The 20,972-nt window shown below is 67.7% G+C and carries 21 protein-coding genes; 11 read left to right on the top strand and 10 right to left on the bottom strand.

Annotated features, from left to right (window positions below; genetic code table 11):
* Positions 1-52: 52 nt before the first annotated feature.
* From ABN034_RS27835 to ABN034_RS27810, 6 genes are all read right to left on the bottom strand, one after another.
* A complete protein-coding gene (locus ABN034_RS27835) occupies positions 53-811 on the bottom strand; it encodes an amidohydrolase family protein (protein ID WP_349693945.1) in 759 nt (252 codons plus the stop codon).
* Positions 808-1,698: an amidohydrolase family protein gene (locus ABN034_RS27830; RefSeq protein ID WP_349693944.1), complete on the bottom strand. Its 891-nt coding sequence runs from the start codon at positions 1,696-1,698 to the stop codon at positions 808-810. Before ABN034_RS27830 ends, ABN034_RS27835 begins: the two co-directional genes overlap by 4 nt.
* A 48-nt stretch (positions 1,699-1,746) precedes the next feature.
* A complete protein-coding gene (locus ABN034_RS27825) occupies positions 1,747-2,913 on the bottom strand; it encodes a mandelate racemase/muconate lactonizing enzyme family protein (RefSeq protein WP_349693943.1) in 1,167 nt (388 codons plus the stop codon).
* Positions 2,910-3,692 (bottom strand): amidohydrolase family protein, encoded by a 783-nt coding sequence (locus tag ABN034_RS27820; RefSeq protein WP_349693942.1) that lies wholly within the window; start codon positions 3,690-3,692, stop codon positions 2,910-2,912. Before ABN034_RS27820 ends, ABN034_RS27825 begins: the two co-directional genes overlap by 4 nt.
* Before the next feature lie 2 nt (positions 3,693-3,694).
* Entirely contained in the window at positions 3,695-4,723 is a 1,029-nt protein-coding gene (locus ABN034_RS27815; protein ID WP_349693941.1) for a Gfo/Idh/MocA family protein, read from the bottom strand.
* Between the two features lie 98 nt (positions 4,724-4,821).
* Positions 4,822-5,862: an acyltransferase domain-containing protein gene (locus tag ABN034_RS27810; RefSeq protein WP_349693940.1), complete on the bottom strand. Its 1,041-nt coding sequence runs from the start codon at positions 5,860-5,862 to the stop codon at positions 4,822-4,824.
* A 137-nt stretch (positions 5,863-5,999) separates the two neighbouring features.
* Here ABN034_RS27810 and ABN034_RS27805 point away from each other — a divergent pair, with 137 nt between their 5' ends.
* Both ABN034_RS27805 and ABN034_RS27800 read left to right on the top strand, forming a co-directional pair.
* Positions 6,000-7,121, top strand: coding sequence for a glycoside hydrolase family 172 protein (locus ABN034_RS27805; RefSeq protein ID WP_349693939.1), 1,122 nt, complete (start codon positions 6,000-6,002; stop codon positions 7,119-7,121).
* Positions 7,114-8,028: a serine hydrolase gene (locus tag ABN034_RS27800; protein ID WP_349693938.1), complete on the top strand. Its 915-nt coding sequence runs from the start codon at positions 7,114-7,116 to the stop codon at positions 8,026-8,028. Before ABN034_RS27805 ends, ABN034_RS27800 begins: the two co-directional genes overlap by 8 nt.
* Positions 8,029-8,044: 16 nt before the next feature.
* Here ABN034_RS27800 and ABN034_RS27795 read toward each other — a convergent pair whose 3' ends face one another.
* Together ABN034_RS27795 and ABN034_RS27790 are read right to left on the bottom strand one after the other, a co-directional pair.
* Positions 8,045-9,082, bottom strand: a complete 1,038-nt coding sequence (locus ABN034_RS27795; RefSeq protein ID WP_349693937.1) for an aldo/keto reductase — start codon at positions 9,080-9,082, stop codon at positions 8,045-8,047.
* A 36-nt stretch (positions 9,083-9,118) separates the two neighbouring features.
* Positions 9,119-9,811 (bottom strand): polysaccharide deacetylase family protein, encoded by a 693-nt coding sequence (locus tag ABN034_RS27790; RefSeq protein ID WP_349693936.1) that lies wholly within the window; start codon positions 9,809-9,811, stop codon positions 9,119-9,121.
* A 153-nt stretch (positions 9,812-9,964) separates the two neighbouring features.
* Here ABN034_RS27790 and ABN034_RS27785 point away from each other — a divergent pair, with 153 nt between their 5' ends.
* Positions 9,965-10,765, top strand: a complete 801-nt coding sequence (locus tag ABN034_RS27785) for a sugar phosphate isomerase/epimerase family protein (RefSeq protein ID WP_349693935.1) — start codon at positions 9,965-9,967, stop codon at positions 10,763-10,765.
* Positions 10,766-10,879: 114 nt separating this feature from the next.
* On the opposite strand, the gene ABN034_RS27780 is transcribed toward ABN034_RS27785, so the two are convergent.
* The gene (locus tag ABN034_RS27780; protein WP_349693934.1) at positions 10,880-11,470 is read right to left on the bottom strand and encodes a TetR/AcrR family transcriptional regulator; all 591 of its coding nucleotides are present in this window, start codon (positions 11,468-11,470) and stop codon (positions 10,880-10,882) included.
* 94 nt (positions 11,471-11,564) lie between these two features.
* On the opposite strand from ABN034_RS27780, the gene ABN034_RS27775 reads away from it, so the two are divergent.
* A complete protein-coding gene (locus ABN034_RS27775; RefSeq protein ID WP_349693933.1) occupies positions 11,565-13,355 on the top strand; it encodes a DJ-1/PfpI family protein in 1,791 nt (596 codons plus the stop codon).
* An 87-nt stretch (positions 13,356-13,442) separates the two neighbouring features.
* Here ABN034_RS27775 and ABN034_RS27770 read toward each other — a convergent pair whose 3' ends face one another.
* Entirely contained in the window at positions 13,443-14,366 is a 924-nt protein-coding gene (locus tag ABN034_RS27770) for an NmrA family NAD(P)-binding protein (RefSeq protein ID WP_349693932.1), read from the bottom strand.
* Between the two features lie 99 nt (positions 14,367-14,465).
* Here ABN034_RS27770 and ABN034_RS27765 point away from each other — a divergent pair, with 99 nt between their 5' ends.
* From ABN034_RS27765 to ABN034_RS27735, 7 genes are all read left to right on the top strand, one after another.
* Positions 14,466-14,921 (top strand): winged helix-turn-helix transcriptional regulator, encoded by a 456-nt coding sequence (locus ABN034_RS27765; protein WP_349693931.1) that lies wholly within the window; start codon positions 14,466-14,468, stop codon positions 14,919-14,921.
* A 177-nt stretch (positions 14,922-15,098) separates the two neighbouring features.
* Positions 15,099-15,896, top strand: coding sequence for a GntR family transcriptional regulator (locus ABN034_RS27760; RefSeq protein WP_349693930.1), 798 nt, complete (start codon positions 15,099-15,101; stop codon positions 15,894-15,896).
* A 135-nt stretch (positions 15,897-16,031) separates the two neighbouring features.
* Positions 16,032-17,420: an ABC transporter substrate-binding protein gene (locus ABN034_RS27755; protein WP_349693929.1), complete on the top strand. Its 1,389-nt coding sequence runs from the start codon at positions 16,032-16,034 to the stop codon at positions 17,418-17,420.
* On the top strand, positions 17,417-18,544 hold the full coding sequence (locus ABN034_RS27750; protein WP_349693928.1) for a Gfo/Idh/MocA family protein: 1,128 nt from the start codon (positions 17,417-17,419) through the stop codon (positions 18,542-18,544). The genes ABN034_RS27755 and ABN034_RS27750 overlap by 4 nt, the downstream gene beginning before the upstream one ends.
* Before the next feature lie 5 nt (positions 18,545-18,549).
* Entirely contained in the window at positions 18,550-19,326 is a 777-nt protein-coding gene (locus tag ABN034_RS27745; RefSeq protein WP_349693927.1) for an SDR family NAD(P)-dependent oxidoreductase, read from the top strand.
* A 76-nt stretch (positions 19,327-19,402) separates the two neighbouring features.
* Complete coding sequence (locus ABN034_RS27740) at positions 19,403-20,182, top strand: phytanoyl-CoA dioxygenase family protein (protein ID WP_349693926.1); 780 nt, start codon at positions 19,403-19,405, stop codon at positions 20,180-20,182.
* Between the two features lie 74 nt (positions 20,183-20,256).
* Complete coding sequence (locus ABN034_RS27735; protein ID WP_349693925.1) at positions 20,257-20,928, top strand: nucleotidyltransferase domain-containing protein; 672 nt, start codon at positions 20,257-20,259, stop codon at positions 20,926-20,928.
* Positions 20,929-20,972 lie beyond the last annotated feature (44 nt).

Below are 20,972 nucleotides of genomic sequence, written 5' to 3'. Positions count from 1 at the left end.
TCTCGTATTCCGAACGACGCCATTCAACCACAGCGGAACAGCGGGGGAAAGGTCATGACCAGCGTGGCGGCAGGTGGCGGCCCAGGAGGCGTGCGACCACCCCGCCGAGGACGCCGGCACGTTGCTGCTCGGTGATGCCTTTCCAGTCCTGGACGCGGGCGAGTTCCGCGCGCGGCACGGTGTAGGGGGCATCGGTCGAGAACACGCACCTGTCCGTCCCGATCTCCTCGTCGCGGGCGAAGTCGCTGAGCACGGTGTCCCAGGGCGCGTACGACGTGTCGGCGTACAGGTTCGGTGCATACCGCAACGCCGGCGCGGCATCGATCCAGAAGTCGGTCGCACCGCTTCTCCCCATGAGGAACGACGACTCCGGATGGCGGCGGGCCAGGGTCGCGACCGGGAGCGGCAGGGCGGACGGCGGGGTGCCGGTCCGGAGGTAGACGATCCAGTCCTGCTCCGACGCGAACGCGAGCAGGGGGTCGAGCAGCCCGTCGAGGACGTCGAACCCCTGCAGGACCGGGTCGACGGCCAGGGCGACAGCGCCCGCGTCCCGCGCCCGGGCGAGCTCGTCGACCGCCCGCGGGCCCGCCCACGGGTTGGCGACCGCGTACGCCGCGAGGCGTCCGCCCGAGGCGAGCGCGGCGCGGCAGACCGTCTCGTTGCCTTCCCGGTTCGCGAAGGCGGTGCAGCGCTCGTCAGGAGAGACGAGCGCCCGGTCGATACCGAGCTCGGTCATGGTGGCGAGAAGGTCGTCGACGCTGAGTGCAACCTCGCGTCCCACGCCGAGCCGGACATGCGCGTCGATGATCATGGCGTTGCCGCCTCTCCCGGCTTCCCCAGTCCGAGTGCGGACAGGGCGTCGGCGTGGATGACCTGCTCGATCGCCTCCGCCGGCACGCGCGGGAGTTTCGTACCCTCCACGATGTCGTTGACGCTGCGGAGTCCGGCCATCGCCTCGCCCGAGGTGGAGATCGGATAGTCCGAGCCGAACAACAGCTTGTGCGGCACACCCCATTCGGTCGCGAAGGTCAGCGCCTCCCACAACAGCCACGGCCGCAGGTAGACCGACGACACGTCGGCATAGACGTGCGGGTGCTTGCGGATCACCGCCACCGTCTCCCGCACGAACGGATGCCCCATGTGCGCCATCACCACCCGCAGCTCCGGAAAGCGCAGTGCGATGTCGTCCATCACCAGCGGATGCGTGTACAGCAACGGAGCTTCGCGAATCGGCGACGTGCCCTGATGGAACAGGATCGGCAGCCCGGCACGCTCACAGTAGCCGTAGAAGCGTTGCGCCTCGTCGCACAGCGGGTCGAAGTTCTGGTAGTTGGGACCGAGCTTGACACCCACCAGGTTGAGCGCACGACAGCGTTCGACCTCCTCGAACACCTCCGGCGTGCGGGGATCGACCGACATGAAGCCGATCCGCTTGTGCGGGGCGGCGGCGACGAACTCGGCCGTGGCGTCGTTCGTACGTTCCGGTGGATACGGCAGACCCGTGGCGCGCAAGGGATCATCGACCGCGATGTTGAACACGATGGAGATGTCGGCCGCCGCCTGCTGCCGGTCGAAGTCGGCCCAGGAGTTCGTCGTCACCACCGGCCGGTCCGAGCGCCATCCTTCGAAGACGAGCCGCTCGTCCTCCGGCACCTCACCAGGGTGGGTCGGCGTGTGGTTGTGGACGTCGACGATCACCGGGCCACCACATCCCTTCTGCTGTTGGCTCTGTCGGGTTCTGGCCGCTCAGTGCAGCCGCGCCAGCACGTCGTCGCGCAGCCGTACGCCGAGACCGGGTCCGGGCGGAAGCCGCACGGTCCGGCCGTCGCTCGGCAGCGGTTCGGCCAAGATGTCCTCGGCGTAGTAGTGCGCGCCGATGATGTCGGACGGGAGATCCGTGGTGAGGCCAGGCATCGCGGCCGCGGCATGGACCTGTGCGGCGGCGCCGAGACCAAGCTCGCCGTTGGACCCGAGCAGGCTCTGGAGCCCGAACGCATGGGCGACCCTGGCGAGCTCGACCGCGCGACCCGGCCCACCCGCCTTGCCCACATAGACACTCACCACATCGGCGGCATCGGCACCGATCAGCCGGCGGAGATCTGGCAGGTCGAAGACCGACTCGTCGGCGACAATCGGAAAACCGAGGTCGCGAAGTGCCGCCATTCCCTCGAGGTCGGATCTCTCGACCGGCTGCTCGACGAAGGCGATGTCGTAGGGTCGAAGCGCCTCAACGGCGCCCCGCGCCTCACCGCGACGCCAACCTCCGTTGGCATCCACACCCAGGAATCCCTGCTCACCCACCAGCCTCCGAGCGAGCGCCACCCGCGCGAGATCACCGGCAACCCCCAGACCCACCTTGACCTTGAACGCCGCAAAGCCCGCCTTGACGGCCGCGGCATGCACCTGTTCCAGCCGTTCGCCGTCGCCGGAGAGCGAGAGTTTGATCGGAACCTCCGTCCGCAGTGGCCCGCCGAGCGCGACCGCGAGCGGTACGTCGAGGCTTGTGGCGTACGCATCCCAGAGTGCGGTGGCGACGCCCGCCTTCGTGAACGGGTTGGCCGCCAGCCGGTCGTCCATCAGGTCCTCCAGCGCCGCGACCGGCGCCAAGGGACGGTTGACAAGGGCCGGAGCGAGCACGGTCTCGATGAAGTGGCGGGCGGAGACCCCGTCCTCACCGCTCCACAGCGGCGTGGCACTCACCTCGCCGAACCCCTCGACGCCCTCACTCGTCACCACGCGGACGACACAGAAGTCGGAGTGGTCGTGGCTTCCCCTGGCTCCGTGGACGATGAGGTCCGGGTGCGCCGGAAGGCTCACCAGGGCGGTGTGGACCGCAGCGACCGTGGCAGCGACCGGTTTCGGGCTCGCCTTGCCGGCCAGGACCTCTGCCGCTGTCGCCGTCGTATCGCTCATGTCGCCACCTTCCGCGGGCCGATCCACTTCTCCAGCAGTGCATGTGGTGCATCGACGAGCATCGCCCGCCGCTGGTCCGGCGTCGCTCCCCAGCCGTCGATCTCCCGGACCCGCGCGACCGCGTAGTCCTGGCTGGGCTTGTCGGACAGTCCCGCGTCCGTACCGAACAAGACCTTTCCCGGCGGCGCCTGCGCGAGAATCCTGCGGGCGGCGTACGGCGGGGTTCCGCACACACACAGGTAGAGGTTCGGCGTCTCCACCGTCGCGGCGAGCGCCTCCCGCCAGCAGTCGTGCAAGCCGCCGTGGCCGAGGACCACCGGAAGCCGCGGATGCCGCCGCGCCAGCGCGGCGATCTGCAGCGGCGTGGAGTACGGCGGCGTGCCGTCGTGGCAGAGCAGCACGCCGCCGGCCGCGGTGACGACCTCGCAGATCGGATCAAGGCTGCGCTCGTGCATCGAGAACCCCTGCAGCCACGGATGGAGCTTCAGGCCGGCCATGCCTAGCGTCGTGAAGCAGCGTTCGACCTCGGCGACCGCCGTGCGCTGGCGAGGACTGGCCGTCCCGAAGGCCAGCATGCGGTCGGGATACTCGGCGACGAATCCCGCCACGTCGTCGTTCGCCTCGGGTGTGGGGTCGAAGAGGCCGTCATGACTCAGCACCACGGCGGCATCGATCCCGGCAGAGTCCATGAACTGCACGAACTCACCGGCACCGAACGCCGCACCGGCAAGCCAGGTCGCGCTCTTCCACGCCGGTGTGTGCGTATGAAAGTCGATCACGGCTACTCCCTCCGCCCGGATGGACCTGTAGTCGCCCGCCGGGCGACCTCCTCTGCCAGGCTGAGACTGGCAAACCCCTCCGCGAGGCCTGGCACGGCCTTGTCCACGCGTCCCTTCACCAGGTCGACGAATGCCGCCACCTGCCGGTCGAAACACCGGGTGGTCCGATCGACGGGATCGTCGACGACCTCGACACCGGTTGCCATCGTCAGCCGCAGCCGGAAGGTGAACCCGTCGAGCACGGCGTAGGCACGCTGGCCCAACAGGCTCAGCTCACAGCGCGGCAGCCCGTCGGTCAGCCAGCCGAACTCCACCAGGGCGGTCGTCCCTCTGGGGTACGCGAGCCGGGCGCCGGTCAGGTTGGGCGAGGCGAACGTTGCGTCCGTGCGTACGGCCCAGGCATCGGCCACCCGCTCCGGCGAACCATCCAGCAGGTACGCCAGCCAGTCGAACACGTGCGCACCCTCGTGGACGACCGGCGAGCCATGGGCGAGCGCCTCACGGATCCGGTGACTGTGGGCGGGGTCGGTCGGGTCCAGGCGTTCGTCGTAGATGTGTGCGCGGATCAGCAGTGGACCATCGAGCGGGCCGTCGCGAATCCAGGTCCGCAGCCTGGCAAGAGCCGGATCATGTCGATAGGTGAGGCCCACCTGGAGCCGCGCGAGGTCCGCAGGCGGAAGCTCGACGAGAGCGTGGGTCGCCGCGACGGAGGTGGCCAGGGGTTTCTCCGCCAGCACGTACTGCCCGGTCCGGAGGATCGTGGCGGCGAGACCGGTGGTGACCCAGGGTGGGGTGGCGAGTACCACGGCGTCGGCGGCGGTAGCGCTGCCGAGGTCGTCGATGTCCGCGTACGCCGGAACGTCGCTGCCGGCGGCCTCGACGGCAAGCGCTCGACGCTCGGGACGCGGATCGACGACACCGACCAGGGCGACCCTCTCCGAGCGCAACAGAGCTGGAAGATGTGCGCCGAGTCCGATGTCACCGAGCCCGACGAGCGCAACACGGACCGGGGTGGTCGAGCCGTCGTCCATGCGTCCACCGACCCTCCCCAACAATCTGAGATATCGGAAATGACTCCGAGATACAGTGAAAGGCTAACAGGTCGTTCCCGGCCAGGGCCATCGTCGTTTCACAGCTCGAACCAACCAGTGCGGAACTTCCAGTGGCGGCCCGCGCGGATGTGGTCGACGATGGCCCGCTGCAGGGTGGTCTCTCGGGGAAGGTCGTCGAGTTCGGCCAATCGGCGCCGGAACACGAACTCGACCACTGTCGCGTTGTCGCTCGCCTCCCCCGCCGGCAGCAGCGTGAACCGCCGCTGGAACTGCACGATGTTGGTCGCGGGCGACAGGTACTCCTCGAGTTGGGGGTCGAGGATCCACGAAACACAGGTGGCGTACCGGCAGTCCTCGCCGGGGAAGTGCCTCGGGAAGAACGCTCGCGCCCTCGCGAAGGAGGCCTCACAGGCCTCCGGCGTCAGTCGACCCTGCGGAATGTGCACGCCGAGAGACCAGTCGCCGCGTTGTGGCAGACGGCGCCCGCCGACCGAACCCGCGGCGTCGAACCAGATCGGGAGCCGCTCGAAATAGAGCCGTCCCAGTGCGTACAGCAGGCCGCGGAAGTGCACCGTCATCCACTCCTGCGTGTGCAGCCCTCCCGTGCCGAACAGCGCCCGGTGGTTGGCAACCTGGGCCCCCAGTGCCGACAGGGTCTCCCATGAGGTCTCCTCGGAGATGCCGCGCTCGCGGTGGTAGCGCCCGACGGCCGGCACGGTGGCGAGGAGGACCCAGATGTAGAGGTAGCGCCCAGCCGGCCCGACCTCCTCCGGTAGCGATGGCCAGGGCCCCAGGTCGCCTGTGCGACCCATGCGCTGGAGCAGCCGATGGTGGCAGCGTTCGAGCAGCCACCACAGCGCCGGCTGCCTCCGCCTGTCGGGTCGCGCGGCGATCGCTTCTTCGATGTCCCGCGAAGCCAGCCCCAGCCGGTCGAACAGCGCGGCTGCCGCAGCCGGCGGGGGCAGCCGCACCGGATCGGGCGGCGGCCCGACCTCGGCAAGCGTCGTCAAGGCGTTCCGGTGGAGGTCCTCGAGACCCAGCTTCGAGAGAGCCCACGCGACCTCGCCCGCCAGATCCCGCTGGCTTGCCAGCTCCCGCCCCTCCTGCGACGTGCCCATGTCGTTCAGCCTCCCTCTTGTTGTCGCCGTCGGCCCATGGTGAGATCGGGGCGGCGGCTCGGGCGCGCTTGCGGAGCGCGGCCACGCGGGAGCCCTGGACGCGACCCCTTCGGCAAACGTAGACCGAGGAGTTGGCAGTGGAGGACTTCAACTGGTTCAGCTTTGTCCGCGTCGACAACTCCCGCCGATCCCGGCGGGCATCGAGCTGGGACCGCACCGGCGGGAATCTCGACCGGATCAGCCTCGCCCGCGGGCAGACGGCCACCCTGCTGGAGACCGAGGGTGCCGGCTGTGTGACGCACATCTGGATCACCAGTGAGAGCCTCGAGCCACTGTGGCTGCGCAAGCTCGTCCTGAAGATGTACTGGGACGGCGCGAGCACGCCGTGCGTCGTGACACCGCTGGGCGACTTCTTCGGCGTGGGCCACGCCACGTCGACGACCTACTCGTCCCTTCCGATGGTCATGGCGCCGCGCGATGGCAGCGGTCTGAACTGCTACCTTCCGATGCCCTTCTCCACCGGCGCGCGGATCGAGGTGACCAGTGAGAACGACGTCACCGAGACGCGGCTCTACTACAACATCGACTACGAGGAATGGGACTCTCCCCGCGAGGATCTGGGTCGCCTGCATGCGTGGTGGAATCGCCAGAACCCCACGGACGGCATCGTCGAGCCGCCGGAGATGCCCGACCACACGTTCCAGCACGCTGACACCAATCTCAGCGACGAAGGGAACTACCTGATCCTCGACGCGGAGGGATCGGGGCAGTACGTCGGATGCAACCTGAACATCCATCCCCTGCGCAACAGCAAGATCGACGGCTGGAACTGGTACGGCGAAGGTGACGAGATGATCTTCGTCGACGACGATGCCGAAGGAACCCGCTGGCCACCCACTCTGCACGGCACCGGGACTGAAGACTACTTCAACACCGCCTGGGGACCGGACGAGAAGTTCGACTCGCCGTTCTTCGGGTTGACCCTCTCACAGGGCCACAACTTCACCGGATACATCTCGTGGTACCGATGGCATCTGCTGGATCCCGTACGGTTCAGCCGGAGGATTCGCGTCTCGATCGAACACGGGCATGCCAATCGGCGCAGCGACGACTTCTCCAGCACCGCCTACTGGTATCAGCTCGAGCCGCACACTCCGCGGTCGATCCTGCCGGTCCATGAGCGCCTGCCACGCGCGGACTTTCCGCCGCTCCCGCCACCGTCGCCGGGCGGGCCAGACTCGGAGGCCACAGATGCGTGAGCTCTCCCAGCGGGTCACCGCCGCGATCGAGGCGTCGAAGGCGGAGGTCGGGGTGGTGATCCGGCACGTCGAGTCGGCGCAGGAGGTCGCGCACCGCGCAGACGTTCCCGTACCCCTGGCCAGCGTGGTCAAGGTGCCCGTACTCGTGGAAGCGTTCCATCAGATCCGCACCGGAAAGGTCGCGCTGGACGACCGACTCGAGCTGTCCGCTGACGTCAAAGCGCTGGGCAGCGGAGTGCTGACTCTGCTCGACGATGGCCTGTCGCTGACCGTACGCGACCTGCTCACGCTCATGACGGTGATCAGTGACAACACGGCGACCGATCTGCTGATGCGGAGGCTCGGCATCGACGCCATCGCCGAGCGGATGCGGCGTCTCGGGCTGGCCGGCATTCATGTGGTGCACACGATCGGCGAGATCTTCGCCGACATGCTGCCCAGCGCTGATCCTGATCAGGACCGCGCCGCGCTGGCGGCGTGGGAGGCCGCCAACGGAGTACGCAGGGACGGGTTCGCCTACAGCCTCGGGCCCGATAACAACGTGGGCACCCCACGCGACATGGCCCGTCTCCTGGAGATGATCGTGACGGGAGTTGCTCTGGACCGCCAGGGCTGCGACGCGATGCTCGACATTCTCCATGCCCAGCAACTACGCGACCGGCTGCCACGGTTCCTGCCGCCAGGCGTACGCATGGCACACAAGACAGGCACGTTCAGCGGCATCCGCAACGACTGTGGGGTGATCTCCGGAGAAGGAGGCCGTGGGCATGTCGTGATCGCGATGCTCACCAGCTGGGACCACTCCGCGGTCCGCAACGATCCCAGGGCCGATCGCCGCCGAGCCCAGCAGATCGACGACTGCTTCGGTGAGGTCGGACTGGCCGCCTACGAGACCTTCTTCGCCTGAGGTCGTCGGAGTTCCGTCACCTCGCCGACTCGCCTTGTGGAACACGCACATCCGCCCGGATCAGGCCCGCGGCACGCAGGTCGCTCCACAGCACCTCAGGGATCGCCGCACTCGCCCTGGCCACGTTCGTCTGGACCTGTTCCGGGCTCAACGCGCCAGCCAGCACGGCCGCAACGCGCGGGTGCGCGGCCGGGAACTGAAGTGCGCCGGCCGCCAGCTCGACACCGTGCCGGTCGAACAGGTCCGCGATCCGTCCCACCCGCTCGAGCTGGTCGGGGCTCGCCTCGGCGTAGTCGTACTGTGCACCACGGATCGGTCCGGTGACGAGGATCCCGGACTGGAAGGGAGCACCGACAACGATGTCGATCCCGCGCTCCTCGCACAACACCAGTTCCTCGGCGGCGGCGCTCTGGTCGGCGAGGGTGCATCGCATCGCGACCAGAAAGAAGTCGACGTCGAACAGCGCGGCAAAGCGCGGGATCATCCCGATCTCGTTGAATCCAACGCCCACGGCGCCGACGCCGCTGCCACGAAGTTCCTCGAGAGCACGCCACCCGCTTGTCACGAGTTGGTTCAGGTACGCCTGCACACGGGGTTCGGGCGCGTGGAACCAGTGATCGAGATCGTGCACGACGAGGGCATCGACCCGGGCCAGGCCCAGCCGCTGCAGGCTGTCCTCATAGGACCGCATGATGCCGTCGTAGGTGTAGTCGAACACGACGTCGAAGGGAAGCCCGCCGACCCAGGGTGCCGGATCAAACCGTTGCGGCTCACGAGCTGGCCGCAGCACGCGCCCGACCTTGGTGGAAACGGAGAACTCGTCACGGGGACAGCGCGAGAGGAAACGGCCGAACCGGTGCTCGCTCAGCCCGCGTCCGTACCACGGTGCCGTGTCGAAGTACCGCACACCGGCGTCCCACGCCGCCTGCAAGGTCGCCCATGCCTGCGCCTCATCGACCCGCTCCCGCATGTCGCCCAAGGGTGCGCCACCCAGTCCGAGGCGGGTGACCGTCACCCCATGACGACCCAGAGGACGCACACTCGCGGGTTCCATGGCGACAGATGCTATGCCATCCGCGGCACACGGCCCTCAAGGATTGCTTGTGGTTTGGGCCGCCCGGTGGAGTTCCGGTTGCGGAACCTCCGGATTCCACGGCACCGGATCAACGAGCTCCAGCTGGTCGAGCCCGACGAGCTCGTAGCCCCGCTGGCGTAGCGTTCGCAGGACGGTGGGAAGAGCTTCGATCATCGGCACCGGACGACCGAGGCGGTGCGCGGCGTCGTCCTGCTCCGAACTGTCATGCAGGACGATGATCGAACCGCCCTGGAGGTTCGGATCGGACAGGACCGCCTCGGCGATGGCGTCCGGGTCCGTCTTGGCCCAGTCCGACGGTTTGACGTCCGCGTCGATCAGGACGAGCTCACCCGAGGCGACGAGCGGCGACTGCGCACACGAGGTGTAGTCGAACGCCGGTGCCCGGGCGAACCTGCTGAGGCTTCCGGTGACATGAGAGATCGCCGCCTCGGCGTCGTCGTAGTCACCGACACCCACCACGTGGGTGTGACTGTGGTTGCCGATCACGTGACTGCGGTCCATGATCCGGCGCACGGTGTCGGGCCATCGTTCGACCCACTTCCCGATGAGGAAGAACGTCGCCTGGCATCCTTCCGCAGCGAGGATGTCGAGGACCTGCTCGGTCCGCGGTGGATTCGGTCCGTCGTCGAACGTCACGGCGACACGAGACGAATCACGCGACCCGTGCATGAAGTAGTGCAGCGTCATCCCCTTCGGCCCGCCTTCCCGCCTCTGCCGTGCTCCACGAGGTCTGGACTCAAGGTTGTCCCTCGGCACGCCTCTCGGCAAGGATCGCAGGCAAGGAGTACGACGCGTCGACCTCGCATCCGCGCCCCCGCCCCGGAGGAGCACGCATTTCTCATGAGTGCCGTCTCGAGCTGGTCACTTCACCGCACCCTTGGTTCGTACGTCTCCGGCGACGCAGCCGGCCGCCCGGCAGGCAGCCTGGCCGAACCCGCTGCCGGGCTGGCGCTGTTGGACCTGCCCGCCGAACTTCGGCGCCGCGGCTACGACACCCTCCAGATCTGCCACTTCCACCTCCCCAGCCGCGAGCATGGCTACCTGACTGACCTGCGCGCAGCCCTCGACGCCGACGAGATCACCCTCGACGCCGTGCTCATCGACGACGGCGATCTCACCCACCCCACGGACGCCGACGCCCACCAGGCCTGGATCGACGGCTGGCTCGACGTCGCCACCGCCCTGGGTGCCCACCGGGCCCGCGTGATCGCCGGCAAGCAGCAGCCGACCCCGGAGCGACTGCACACCAGTGGTCGCCGGCTCGCCGCACTGGCGGCCGACCATCCCGACATCCGCGTCGTCACCGAGAACTGGTTCGACCTGACGGCCGGGCCCACCAAAGTGCACACCATCCTCGATGCCGCCGACGGGCAGGTCGGCCTGCTCATCGACCTCGGCAACTGGACCGGGCCCGGCAAGTACGACAACCTGGCCGCTGTGGCCCCCCGCGCCGAGACCTGCCACGCCAAATGCCACTTCACCGCCACCGGTCCCGACCACGACGACTTCAGCCACTCGCTCCGAGTCCTCCGGCAGGCCGGCTACGCAGGGCCCCTCGCACTCGTCTACGACGGCGACAACCCAGACGAGTGGGCGTGCCTCGAACTGGAACATGCGATCGCCGCACGCGTTTTCGCCTGACCCAGCAGTGGCCTGACGTCGCCGACTCATCCGCGGTCGGATTCCCCGCCCTCGACAGACTCCGCTCCCGGGTAGACGGGTTGGCCGGCCCGATGGCCCGACTCGGCCAAGCTCTTAGTCGGGACCGGGCACGCGGTGCGCGAGGACGTCGAGGAGCCGGTCGACCAGGCGCTCCACGTGCTTGGCCGGCACGGGTTGGGTGAAGAGGGCCCGGAAGTACAACGGTGCCACCAGGAGTTCGAGCAGCTCCTCGACGGTCGGCACCTGCTCGCCCCGGTCGGCGGCGCGGTCCAGCATGACCTGGAGCTGCTGCTCGCGCGCCTGGAACGCCGGCGACGTCTGGCGTACCTCCCCGGGGCGGATCTCCATCACCGTCGCGCGCAGGATCAGCGGGACCGCCCCGTCTTCCAGACTCTCGGCCACCTGTGCGGTGTAGCGCAGGAGATCCTCGCGCAGCGAGCCGGTGTCGGGGACGCCCCCGGCAGTGGTGAACCGCTCGATCATCACGTCGTTCAGGAGGGCCGACATGGTCCCCCACCGGCGGTAGATGGTCGCCTGGTGGACGCCGGATCGCTCCGCGACGAGGGGCACGCTCATCTCCTCCCACGGGTGCTCTTCCATCAGGTCGATGACCGCCTCGTGCACGGCGGACCGCACCCGGGCGGACCGCCCTCCGGGCCGTTGCATGGCTCGTCCGTTACGCACACCGAAAGCATAACGCGAAATATCTTGCGTTAGGTAACCGACCGGCGTACTGTCACTGACGCGAGAATCCTCGCGTTTGCGGCTGGAGGGAATCATGAAGCGTTGGACGTCCCGGATTCTGACCGGGCTGTGGATCGTGCTCGCGGCGCTGGCGGTGATGGTGCTGGTGGGGGTGATGCCGGCGCGGGACGCGATCGCGGTCGCCTACCCGGATCCGATCGTCATGACCGAGGATGTCCGGGCATCCGTCGCCGCGGCGCGGCGTCCCGACCATGATCCGACGCTGCCGACGGCCGTGATCGTGGCCAGCTCGAGGGGCGCGAACGCGGCCGACGCCCTTGCTCCGTACGAAGTCCTCTCGGTGTCCGGCGAGTTCAACGTCTACACTGCGGCCCCCGTGCGTCGACCGGTGCCGCTCTCCGGCGGGCTGGACCTCGTCCCCGACTTCAGCTTCACCGAGCTGGAACGTCAGTTCCCCGAAGGCGTCGATGTCGTGATCGCACCCGAGGTGCCGGACGGGAGAGAAGTGACCTCGGATCCGGTGCGCGACTGGCTGGCCGCGCAGGCATCCGCTGGCGCCACGGTGATGGGTGTCTGCGTCGGCGTCGAGTTGCTCGCCCGCGCCGGCCTCCTGGACGGCCAGGAGGCCACGTCGAACTGGCTCGCCCTGAGCATGGGCGGCATGGAGAAGCGCTATCCGCAGGTGCGGTGGGCCAAGGACGTCCGGTACGTCGACAACGGCCGGGTCATCACGACCGCGGCGGTCCTGTCCGGAGTGGACGGCGCCCTGCGCATCCTCGAGCGCCAGGCCGGGCAAGCCGTCGCCCGCAGGGCCGCGGCCGCGGTGGGATGGTCGCACTACCGGCCGGGTCGGCCCGCGCCGGTGCCCGGATCGCAGGTCGAGCTCCCCGACGCGGTGGCGCTGTTCAATCTCGGCTACCGCGAGCCCGGCCGGATGGGTGTCATGCTGACCGACGGGGTCGGCGAGATCGAACTCGCCTCGGCCCTGCGCCCCTACACCACGCTCGCCTTCATCGCCGAGCCGCGGACTGTCACGATGGACGGTGGGCCGATCCGGTCGCGGCACGGGCTCACCTTCGTCCCGAGAGCCACTCTTGCCGACGTCGGTGAGGATCTTGATCGCCTCGTCGTGCCGGGTCTCGCGGCTTCGCAGGTGGCCGACCCCGCCCTCGCGAAGGCGGCCGCCGCCGTCGGGCTCGAGGCGGAGTACCTCCACGCGGAGCGGGAGTTCCCGTTCGACGCCGCTCTGCGTGACGTGGCCGCGACGACGGACGTGGCCACCGCCACCTGGGTGGCCAAGACACTCGAGTATCCGGTACGCACGGAGCTCAACGGTGCGGCCTGGCCATGGTCACCTACCGGCCAGGCACTGGCCGCAGCGCTCGTCGGAGCCGCGGTCGCCGCCGGCATCGGCTGGCTCCTCCACCGTCGACCGCCGGTGCGGCACTTCATCCGGCACGCGATCGAGATGTTCCTGGCAATGGCTGTCGGGATGATGCTGCTCGACCCGGTGTGGAGCATGTTCTGGCCCAGCCTGAGCGACCGCCCCGACGCGCACGTCCTTGTCATGGCCCTCGACATGACCATCGGGATGGGACTGTGGATGTGGATCCGTGCGCACCACTGGCGGATGATCGCCGAGATGGGCGTGGCCATGGTCGCGCCGTTCGTCGTACTCCTTGTTCCGTACTACCTGGGACTGCTGTCGGGCAAGGGACTCATGGACATCGGCCACGCGGCGATGATGCTGGCGATGATCGCCGTGATGCTGCTTCGGGTCCACCACTACGCGCAGCCGCAGGGGTGGAGGTGGCGTCAGCGTCAGGCTGTGAGCGCCGAGACCGAGCCGATATCAGTCGCCTAGTGTCCTGCGCCAGGACACTAGCCCGGCCGTACGTACGGACGAACGCCACGGTATGAGTGCGGCACGATCCTCGGTCGGCACACAGGGTCAAGGTGTGCCGACCGAGCCGAAGTGGTTCGCGTTGCTGCGCAGGAACTCCTCGAGCGTCTGTGCGCGCTGCCCACCGATGCGCGCGATCGCGTCGTCGCGCTCATACGCCGGGTCGACCCAGTTCGCTGCCCCCGCAGCCCGGAACACCTCCCACAGGCTCGTCAGGTGCGCGGCTGCGTGCGCGTTCAGGCCGTTGTCGAGCATCGACTGCTTCCAGGCCTGGCTCGGCACGTCGACGTAGCGCAGTGGCCGACCCGTGGCGACCTCGAACGCCGTCATGACGTCGGAGACGCTGGCGAACTCGGCGACGAGCCGATGAAAGCCCGCCGGCCGCACTTCCGGCGCGGCCAGGACCCCGACGGCGACCCGGGCCACGTCCCGCCCACCGACCAACGGAAGCACGGCGTCCTGTCCACCCAGAGGCATGACCAACTGGTAGCCGTTCGGTCCGGTCGTGATGAGTGCGCGGATGTTCTCGTAGAACACAGTGGCGCGCAGATGGACGGCGCCGACACCAGCATGGTCGAAGACCTGCTCGGACACCCAGTGCTGGCGAAGCCGAGGCGTACCGGCGTGCGGTTCCGGGGCGAGCTGGGAAACCTCGACGACCTGCCGGACACCCTCGCGGGCCGCCGCGCCTGCGAACACGGCGCTCGCTTCGAGCAGCCCGTCGCGTACCGGGTAGGTGAAGAACGCCCGCTCGACACCGCGCAGAGCAGGGCCGACGTCGGCGATCTCGCGCAGGTCGCCGACGTACACTTCCGCACCCTGCGTCCGCAGCGCTGCCGCGCGGTCGTCGTCGGTGCGAACGAATGCGCGCACCGGAATTCCCTTCTCCAGCAGGCCTCGCGCCACGAGGTTGCCCGTCGATCCCTGAACTCCGCCGGCCGCGCCGGCGACAAGGACTGGTGCGTTCGCCATGATCGTGCTCCGCCCATCTCTCGCTAGTTTCATCATGAAACTCACACACTAGACCTCGTGGGTTGTTTCACGCAACCGTCAAGTGGTACGGTCGCTCTCGTGCTTGGGCGTACCTACGAGGACCAGATCTGCTCGATCTCCCGGACCCTCGAGGTCGTCGGCGAGCGCTGGACCCTGCTGATTTTGCGTGACCTGTTCTTCGGACTGCGGCGCTTCGGCGACCTGCAGGACAGCCTGGGCATCGCACGGAACGTCCTGACCGAACGGCTCAACCGGCTCGTCGAGGACGGGCTCGTCGAGCGGGTTCCCTACCAGGAGCGCCCGGTGCGCAACGAGTACCACCTCACCGCGAAGGGGCTCGACCTGCTGCCCGTCCTTCTCGCGCTCATGCGATGGGGCGACCGGCACCGTGCCGGGACCGCCGGTCCCCCGCGCCTGGTCCACCACGCCAGCTGCGGAGGCGAGGTCGAGATGCCGCTCTCCTGCTCGTGCTGCGGGCAGACGTTGCAAGGACCCGACGAGGTCGAGATCCTCCCCGGCCCTGCCGCGCGCTGACCGCCCGACGGCGACTCGACCGCCTGGCGATAGACGCGGCGACGAGAACCCGCGGTCCAGTTCGCTGGCGAGGATTGGCCAACCCTCGGCGGATCTCCTTGGCGAACCACCATTGTCAACTGGACTGGAGTGGTCTACCTTGCCAGACAACTCACTCGATCCCAGGCGAGGTGAGCGATGGTCGGAAGCGTCCGCACGGGGAACGATGAGCCGCCGGCGCTGCAGGTGTACAGGATTGTCGCGGGGGCGATCGCTCGTGGGGCGTTCGGTGCTGGCAGCCGCCTGCCACCGGAGCGTGAGCTGAGCTCGCGCGTCGGGGTCAGCCGCGCCACGCTGCGGGTCGCGCTACGCGCGCTGGCCGACGACGGCCTCGTCGAAGCCAGACAAGGCCGTGGGTGGCACGTCACGGCCATGGTGGAGGAGGGCGAGGAGATGCCCTTGAGTTTCACCGAGATCGCCGCCGCCCGCGACCTGCGTGCCTCAGCAGAGGTCCTCGAGCAGGACACCCGGACGGCGACGATCGACGAGGCCGAGCAACTCGGGGTCGCACCCGGTTCCGAGGTCTTCTGCCTTGACCGGTTGCGAAAGCTCGACGACGTACCCATCGCTCTCGCGAGCGCCCGGCTACCGGTCAACCTGGCGGCCGCGGCCACCTCGCTCGACTACACGAATGCGTCGCTCTACGCCGCACTTCGCGAGCGGTGCGATGTCCACCCGGTTCGTGCTTCGTACGTACTCCAGGCGAAGGGTGTCACGGGTCGAGAAGCCGAACTGCTCGGCCTGGACGAAGGCGAATCCGTCCTGGTGGGCGACTACCGGTGTTTCGACCAACTCGACCGAACATTCGAGATCGGCCGGATCACCTACCGAGGCGACCGGTATCGATTCCGGGCGAACCTACGAGATCGCCGGGCTTCACTTCCGCGCGCCGTTCGTACGCGCGAAACGCTTTCCGGAACGAAACGTGTGGGGTGATGACACGGCCGTCTCGTCGACGTTAGTTCTCTCGAGATGGCGCCTTCTTATCTGCCGGCTCGACCACCGCAGCTTCGGTGTGAACGCTGGAGCGCCGAGTGACCGGCACTGATCATTGACGTAGAGGAGCGACAGATGGCTACCATCGGTAGACCCACACACGGGGTTCGGAGGCGCGACTTTCTCCGCGCGGTCGGCGTCGGAGGCGGAGCTCTCGCCCTGTTCGGCTGCGACGACGACTCGGGACCGCGAGCTGACGGCGACGCCGAGGTGTTGTTCTGGCTCCCAGGCGGAAGTGACATCTTCTTCACGACACACAAGGAAATTGCCAGCGCGTTTTCGAAGAGCAACCAAGGTGTCAAGGTGAGGATTCACCGGCACACCGGCCAGCAGGCGTTCATGGAGGTCCTGCTCGCCCGTATCGCTGCGGGTAACCCGCCTCAGGCCATGGTCCTGTGGGAAACGCCGATGTCGCTGGCGGTTCGCGGCTCTCTCACTGCCCTGGACGAGTTCATGGCAGCGTCTGAGAACTCTCAGGAGAACAACTGGCCCGAGGCGCTCTTGGCGAGCTGCCAGTTCAAGGGCCAGACGTACGGACTTCCCTTCCAAGCCGACTCCTACGCCCTGTGGTACAACCAGGACTGGTTCGAGGAGAAAGGAATTCCTGCCGACCGCGACAGTTTCCCAAAGACGTGGGATGAGCTACGCAGCCTGTCCAAGGAGTTCACCCGGTGGAAAGGGGACAAACTCGAGGCAGCGGGATTCATCCCGGGCTTCCTGGTCGGCGACCCCGCCGAAGAGCTTCCGATGTGGGCGGCATCGAACGGCGGCCAGATCTTCGACGCCGAGAACCAGCGGTACATGATCGACTCCGAGTCGAACGTCGAGATGCTGGAGTTCTTCTTGTCCTGGCTGGACGAGGAGTACCAGGGGAACATCCGGAAGGTCGCGGAGTCCGGTGCGTGGGGTGCCTATCCAGGAGAGCAGGGGCAGCCGCCGGCCTTCCAGAACCAGCGACTGGCGATGATGCTGACCGGCGCATGGGTGATGGGCGACCTCTACGAGGTCGAGCCGAAGTTCGAACACTGGAACATCGCCTCCATCCCCGTCGGACCCAGCGGGAGCGAGCCAACCTCGGGATACTGGCCGAACTGGCTCGCCATCCCCGCCGGCGTCGACAACGCCGAGGGGGCCTTCGCCTACCTGGATCACCTGAGTGTGGACGGTGCGCTGGCTCTGTACGCGACCGCGACCGGTGTGCCGACCAACGCCAACGTCGCCGGTGGCATCGCCCCTTCGCGGGTGGTGGAGAAGCGCGGCGAGGACTTCGCGACGGAGGCGACCGACTTCTTCCGTCGACAGCTGGACATCGCGACGCCCATGTGGGACTCGCCCGTGCAGAGCTTTGCCACCGATCAGCTGCGGCGCGCCTTGGAGCAGGTCGCCAACAAGGCCGCTCGCCCTCGGGCGGCACTGGCTGAGGCGCAACGCGTCTGCCAGGCGGAGCTGGAGAGCGTGCTGTGACCGCCCACCCGGGCCGGTTGAGGATGGCGCTGCTGGGGTGCGGCGACGTCGCCCAGCGCGACTACCTCCCCGAGCTCACGCGGCTGCGGGACCGGGTGAACCTCGTCGCCGTGTGTGGGCGAACCGAGGAGCGCACGCGTTCGGTGGCGGCGCAGTACGACGTTCCTTCGTGGTACACCGACTACGAGCGGATGCTTGCAGAGATCGACTGCGACGTTGTCGTCAATCTGACGCCGATACAGCTGCACTACCGGACGACAATGGCCGCGCTGAAGCACGGCATGCACGTCTATACCGAGAAGCCCATCGCGGCGTCGTCGGCCGAGGCACTGACTCTCCTCACTCACGCGCAGCAAGCCGGTCTGGTCCTCGTCTCCGCACCTTCGGTCCTGCTGTTTCCGCAGGTACGCATCGCCCACCAGCTGCTGGCAGAGGGTGCCATCGGCCCGGTCTACTCCGTTCGCGGATCCGGGTTCGGCGGCGTACCGCCCTGGCACGGGTTTCCTTCCGATCCGAGTCAGTACTTCATCCGCGGGGGCGGCCCGGCCATGGACATGGGCGTCTACCCGCTGCACGCCATCACCGGACTGCTGGGTCCGGTACGGCGGGTTGTCGCGATGACCGCCCGAGCACAAGACGGGTTCGTCGTTCCGGACGGACCGGCGCGAGGCACGGAGGTGCCGATCGAGGTTGACGACAACTGGCACCTTCTCCTCGACCTCGGCACGTCACGGCTCGCCTCGGTGTCCACGAACAACGTGGTGCAGGGGAGCCACGCGCCCCAACTGGAACTGTGCGGCCTGCAGGGAACCATCGAGCTGAACCTGCTCGATGTGGCCGCACCGGTCGAGGTCCTGTGGCCGCATGGCGAATGGGAAACGATCACGCCGCCCGGGACAGGTCGGGCGTCGGGCCCTGATCACCTCCTCGGTGTCGAGCACCTGATCGACTGCATCACCACCGGCAGTGAACCACTGCCCAGCGCGGAGCACGCCCTGCACGTGGTAGAGGTCATCGAGGCCGCCGCCCGGTCGTCGACGACCGGGCACGCGGTGGATGTCAGGAGCAGCTTTGTCGCCCGATGGGACGGCGAAAAAGTCAACGGACGCGTCGATGTGGAGTGACGATCGTGGATGACCACAGCAAACGACTCGCCGGCAGGACCGTCCTGGTCACCGGTGGTGCCCAGGGAAACGGTCTGGGCATAGCCCTCGCGATGGCCCGGGAGGGAGCCCACCTCGTACTCGTGGATCTCTCCGTCGAGCGGATGGAACGCGCGCGAGGCGAGATCGAGGCCCTCGGCAACCCGTGCCACCTCATCGAGGCCGATGTGTCCGATGAGGTAGCGGTGCAGAACATGATCGCGACGGCGGTGGAGCAGTCGGGCGGGCTGGACGTGCTGGTCAACAACGCCGGCGTCTTTCCGTTCAAGTCCGTGGCCGACTTCACCCGCGCGGAGTTCGAGCACGTGCTCGCCGTCAACCTCGTCGGACCCTGGCTCTGCGCCAAGTACGCCTTTCCAGAGCTGAAGAAACGAGGCGGTGGCGCCATCGTCAACATCACCTCCTGCTCCGGGCACTACGGTGGCGCTTCGGTGGGCGGAAGCGCCTATGACGCCAGCAAGGGCGGCCTGCAGCAACTGACCTACTCGCTCGCCTCGGAGTTCGGACCACACAACATCCGCGTCAACGCGATCGCCCCGGGGGTGATCGTGACCGAAGGTACCGGCGGGCAGAAGGCGTTCGAGCAGGGCAACTTCGACCAGGAGGCAGCGCAGACTCCGCTGGGACGAGTCGGCTTTCCCGACGACATCGGGCGTGTTGCCGTGTTCCTGGCATCTGAGGACTCGGCGTTCGTCAACGGCACGACCGTCATCGTGGACGGCGGCGCCATGGCCGTCTGGTGATGTGGTGACCTTCGACAGGTAGGTCGTCGAGGAGATTCCGTCTGCGGGGTCGGTAGCGTACGAAGGGAAAGCGAACATGGATGACAACGAGCGCCGCCACTTCTGGAAGGAGAACGGATATCTCGTTCTCGAAGAGGTGTTTTCGCCTGCTGAGGTGGAGTCCTTGCGCGGCAGTGCCGACCGACTCTCTGCCCGGGCCGAAGGACTGACCCAGAGCACAGACCGGTTCATCCTCCACACGTTCGGCGACGGCGGTGGAGCACCCATCGTCCAGCAGATCGCCGAGCCACACGAGCTGGGCGGCGAATGGATGGCGCTGGCACGTGATCCGCGGATCCTCGACACGGTGGAGATGTTGATCGGCCCCAACATCCAGCTCTACTACTCCATGATGATGATGAAGCCAGCGCGGCAAGGGAGCCGGGCTCCGTGGCACCAGGACTTCGCATTCTTCGTACACGACCGCGCCAGCCTGGTCGCATGCCAGGTCTATCTCGACGACTCGACCTTGGAGAACGGCTGTGTTCGAGTCGTCCCCGGGAGCCACCGAGATGGCCTCCTCAACCACTTCCATGGCGACGAGTTCACGGAGATGGTTCAGGGTGACACCGCCGAGTTCGACGCGCGGGAGGTCGCTCTGCCGGTCAAGGCTGGTGGAGTGGCGTTCTGGCACTGCATGACGCTGCACAGCTCCCACCCCAACACGTCCGCGCTTCCACGGCGTGCGATTGTCTTCGAGTACAAGGACGCGAATGCGCGTCTGCTGAAGGGATCCTTCTCCGCAAGCGAGGTGCGGGCCGCGGGCATGATGCTCCGGGGAAAGGACCCGCGGGCAGAACTGCTCTCGGCCCTGTAGCAGCGAAGGACCCGGTGATACGCGTGCCATAATCACGTGACAGCATCGACATGTCGCAGACGAGAGGGCCACCCATGTCCGCCTTGTACGGCGCCATGCTGGACGATCTGGTCGATGAAGCGAAGCAAGAGGAAGACGTCGTCGGCGTGCTCCTGACGGGCTCGCTCGCCCGAGGCGACGCCTTGCCTGGAACGGACATCGACCTGCGGCTCATCCTTGCAGACGGCCTGCACAGACCGGCTCAGAAAGAGCTGCGGGACGGCATCCTCGTCGAGCGCGGATACGCCGACGAGGCAACTGCCCGAGCAACCCTCGAAGCGAACCCGATGCACGACTACGCCTACCTGGACGGACGAATCCTTCACGACCCGCTAGGTGTCCTCCCCCGCCTGAGACAGCAAGCGCAACATCGGTTCGACACCTACCAGGTCACCGAGCAGGAGAGGTCCGACCTTGCCGCCCGCCTTCGCTATCCCCAGGACAAGATCCGGGTCGCCATGAGCGGTGGCGATCTGGTGAAGGCGGCCTTCGTCACCGGGACCAGCTCCTGGGGAATCATGGAGGGTCTGTGGGCGGCCAACAACCGGCCACTCCCCCCGAACAGCTCGGTACAACCCCACCTCCAAGACCTGGCAGGACCTCCCGACGTGGAAACGCTGTACCGGCAGCTCTTTGTCTCCGGGACACGGGAGCGTATAAGAGTCGCTCTCGAACTCTTCGACTGGATACTGAGCGAGCTGACGTAGCCGCCTCGCGGTTGGCGCTTTCGTCCTACGGGCCTACCGGCATG

Origin of the sequence: Actinopolymorpha sp. B11F2 (assembly GCF_040195635.1) — a bacterium.
In the GTDB taxonomy this organism is placed as follows: Bacteria; Actinomycetota; Actinomycetes; order Propionibacteriales; family Actinopolymorphaceae; genus Thermasporomyces.
Note: the sequence above shows the minus strand (reverse complement) of the source record. Positions and strands in the feature narration are given on the sequence as shown.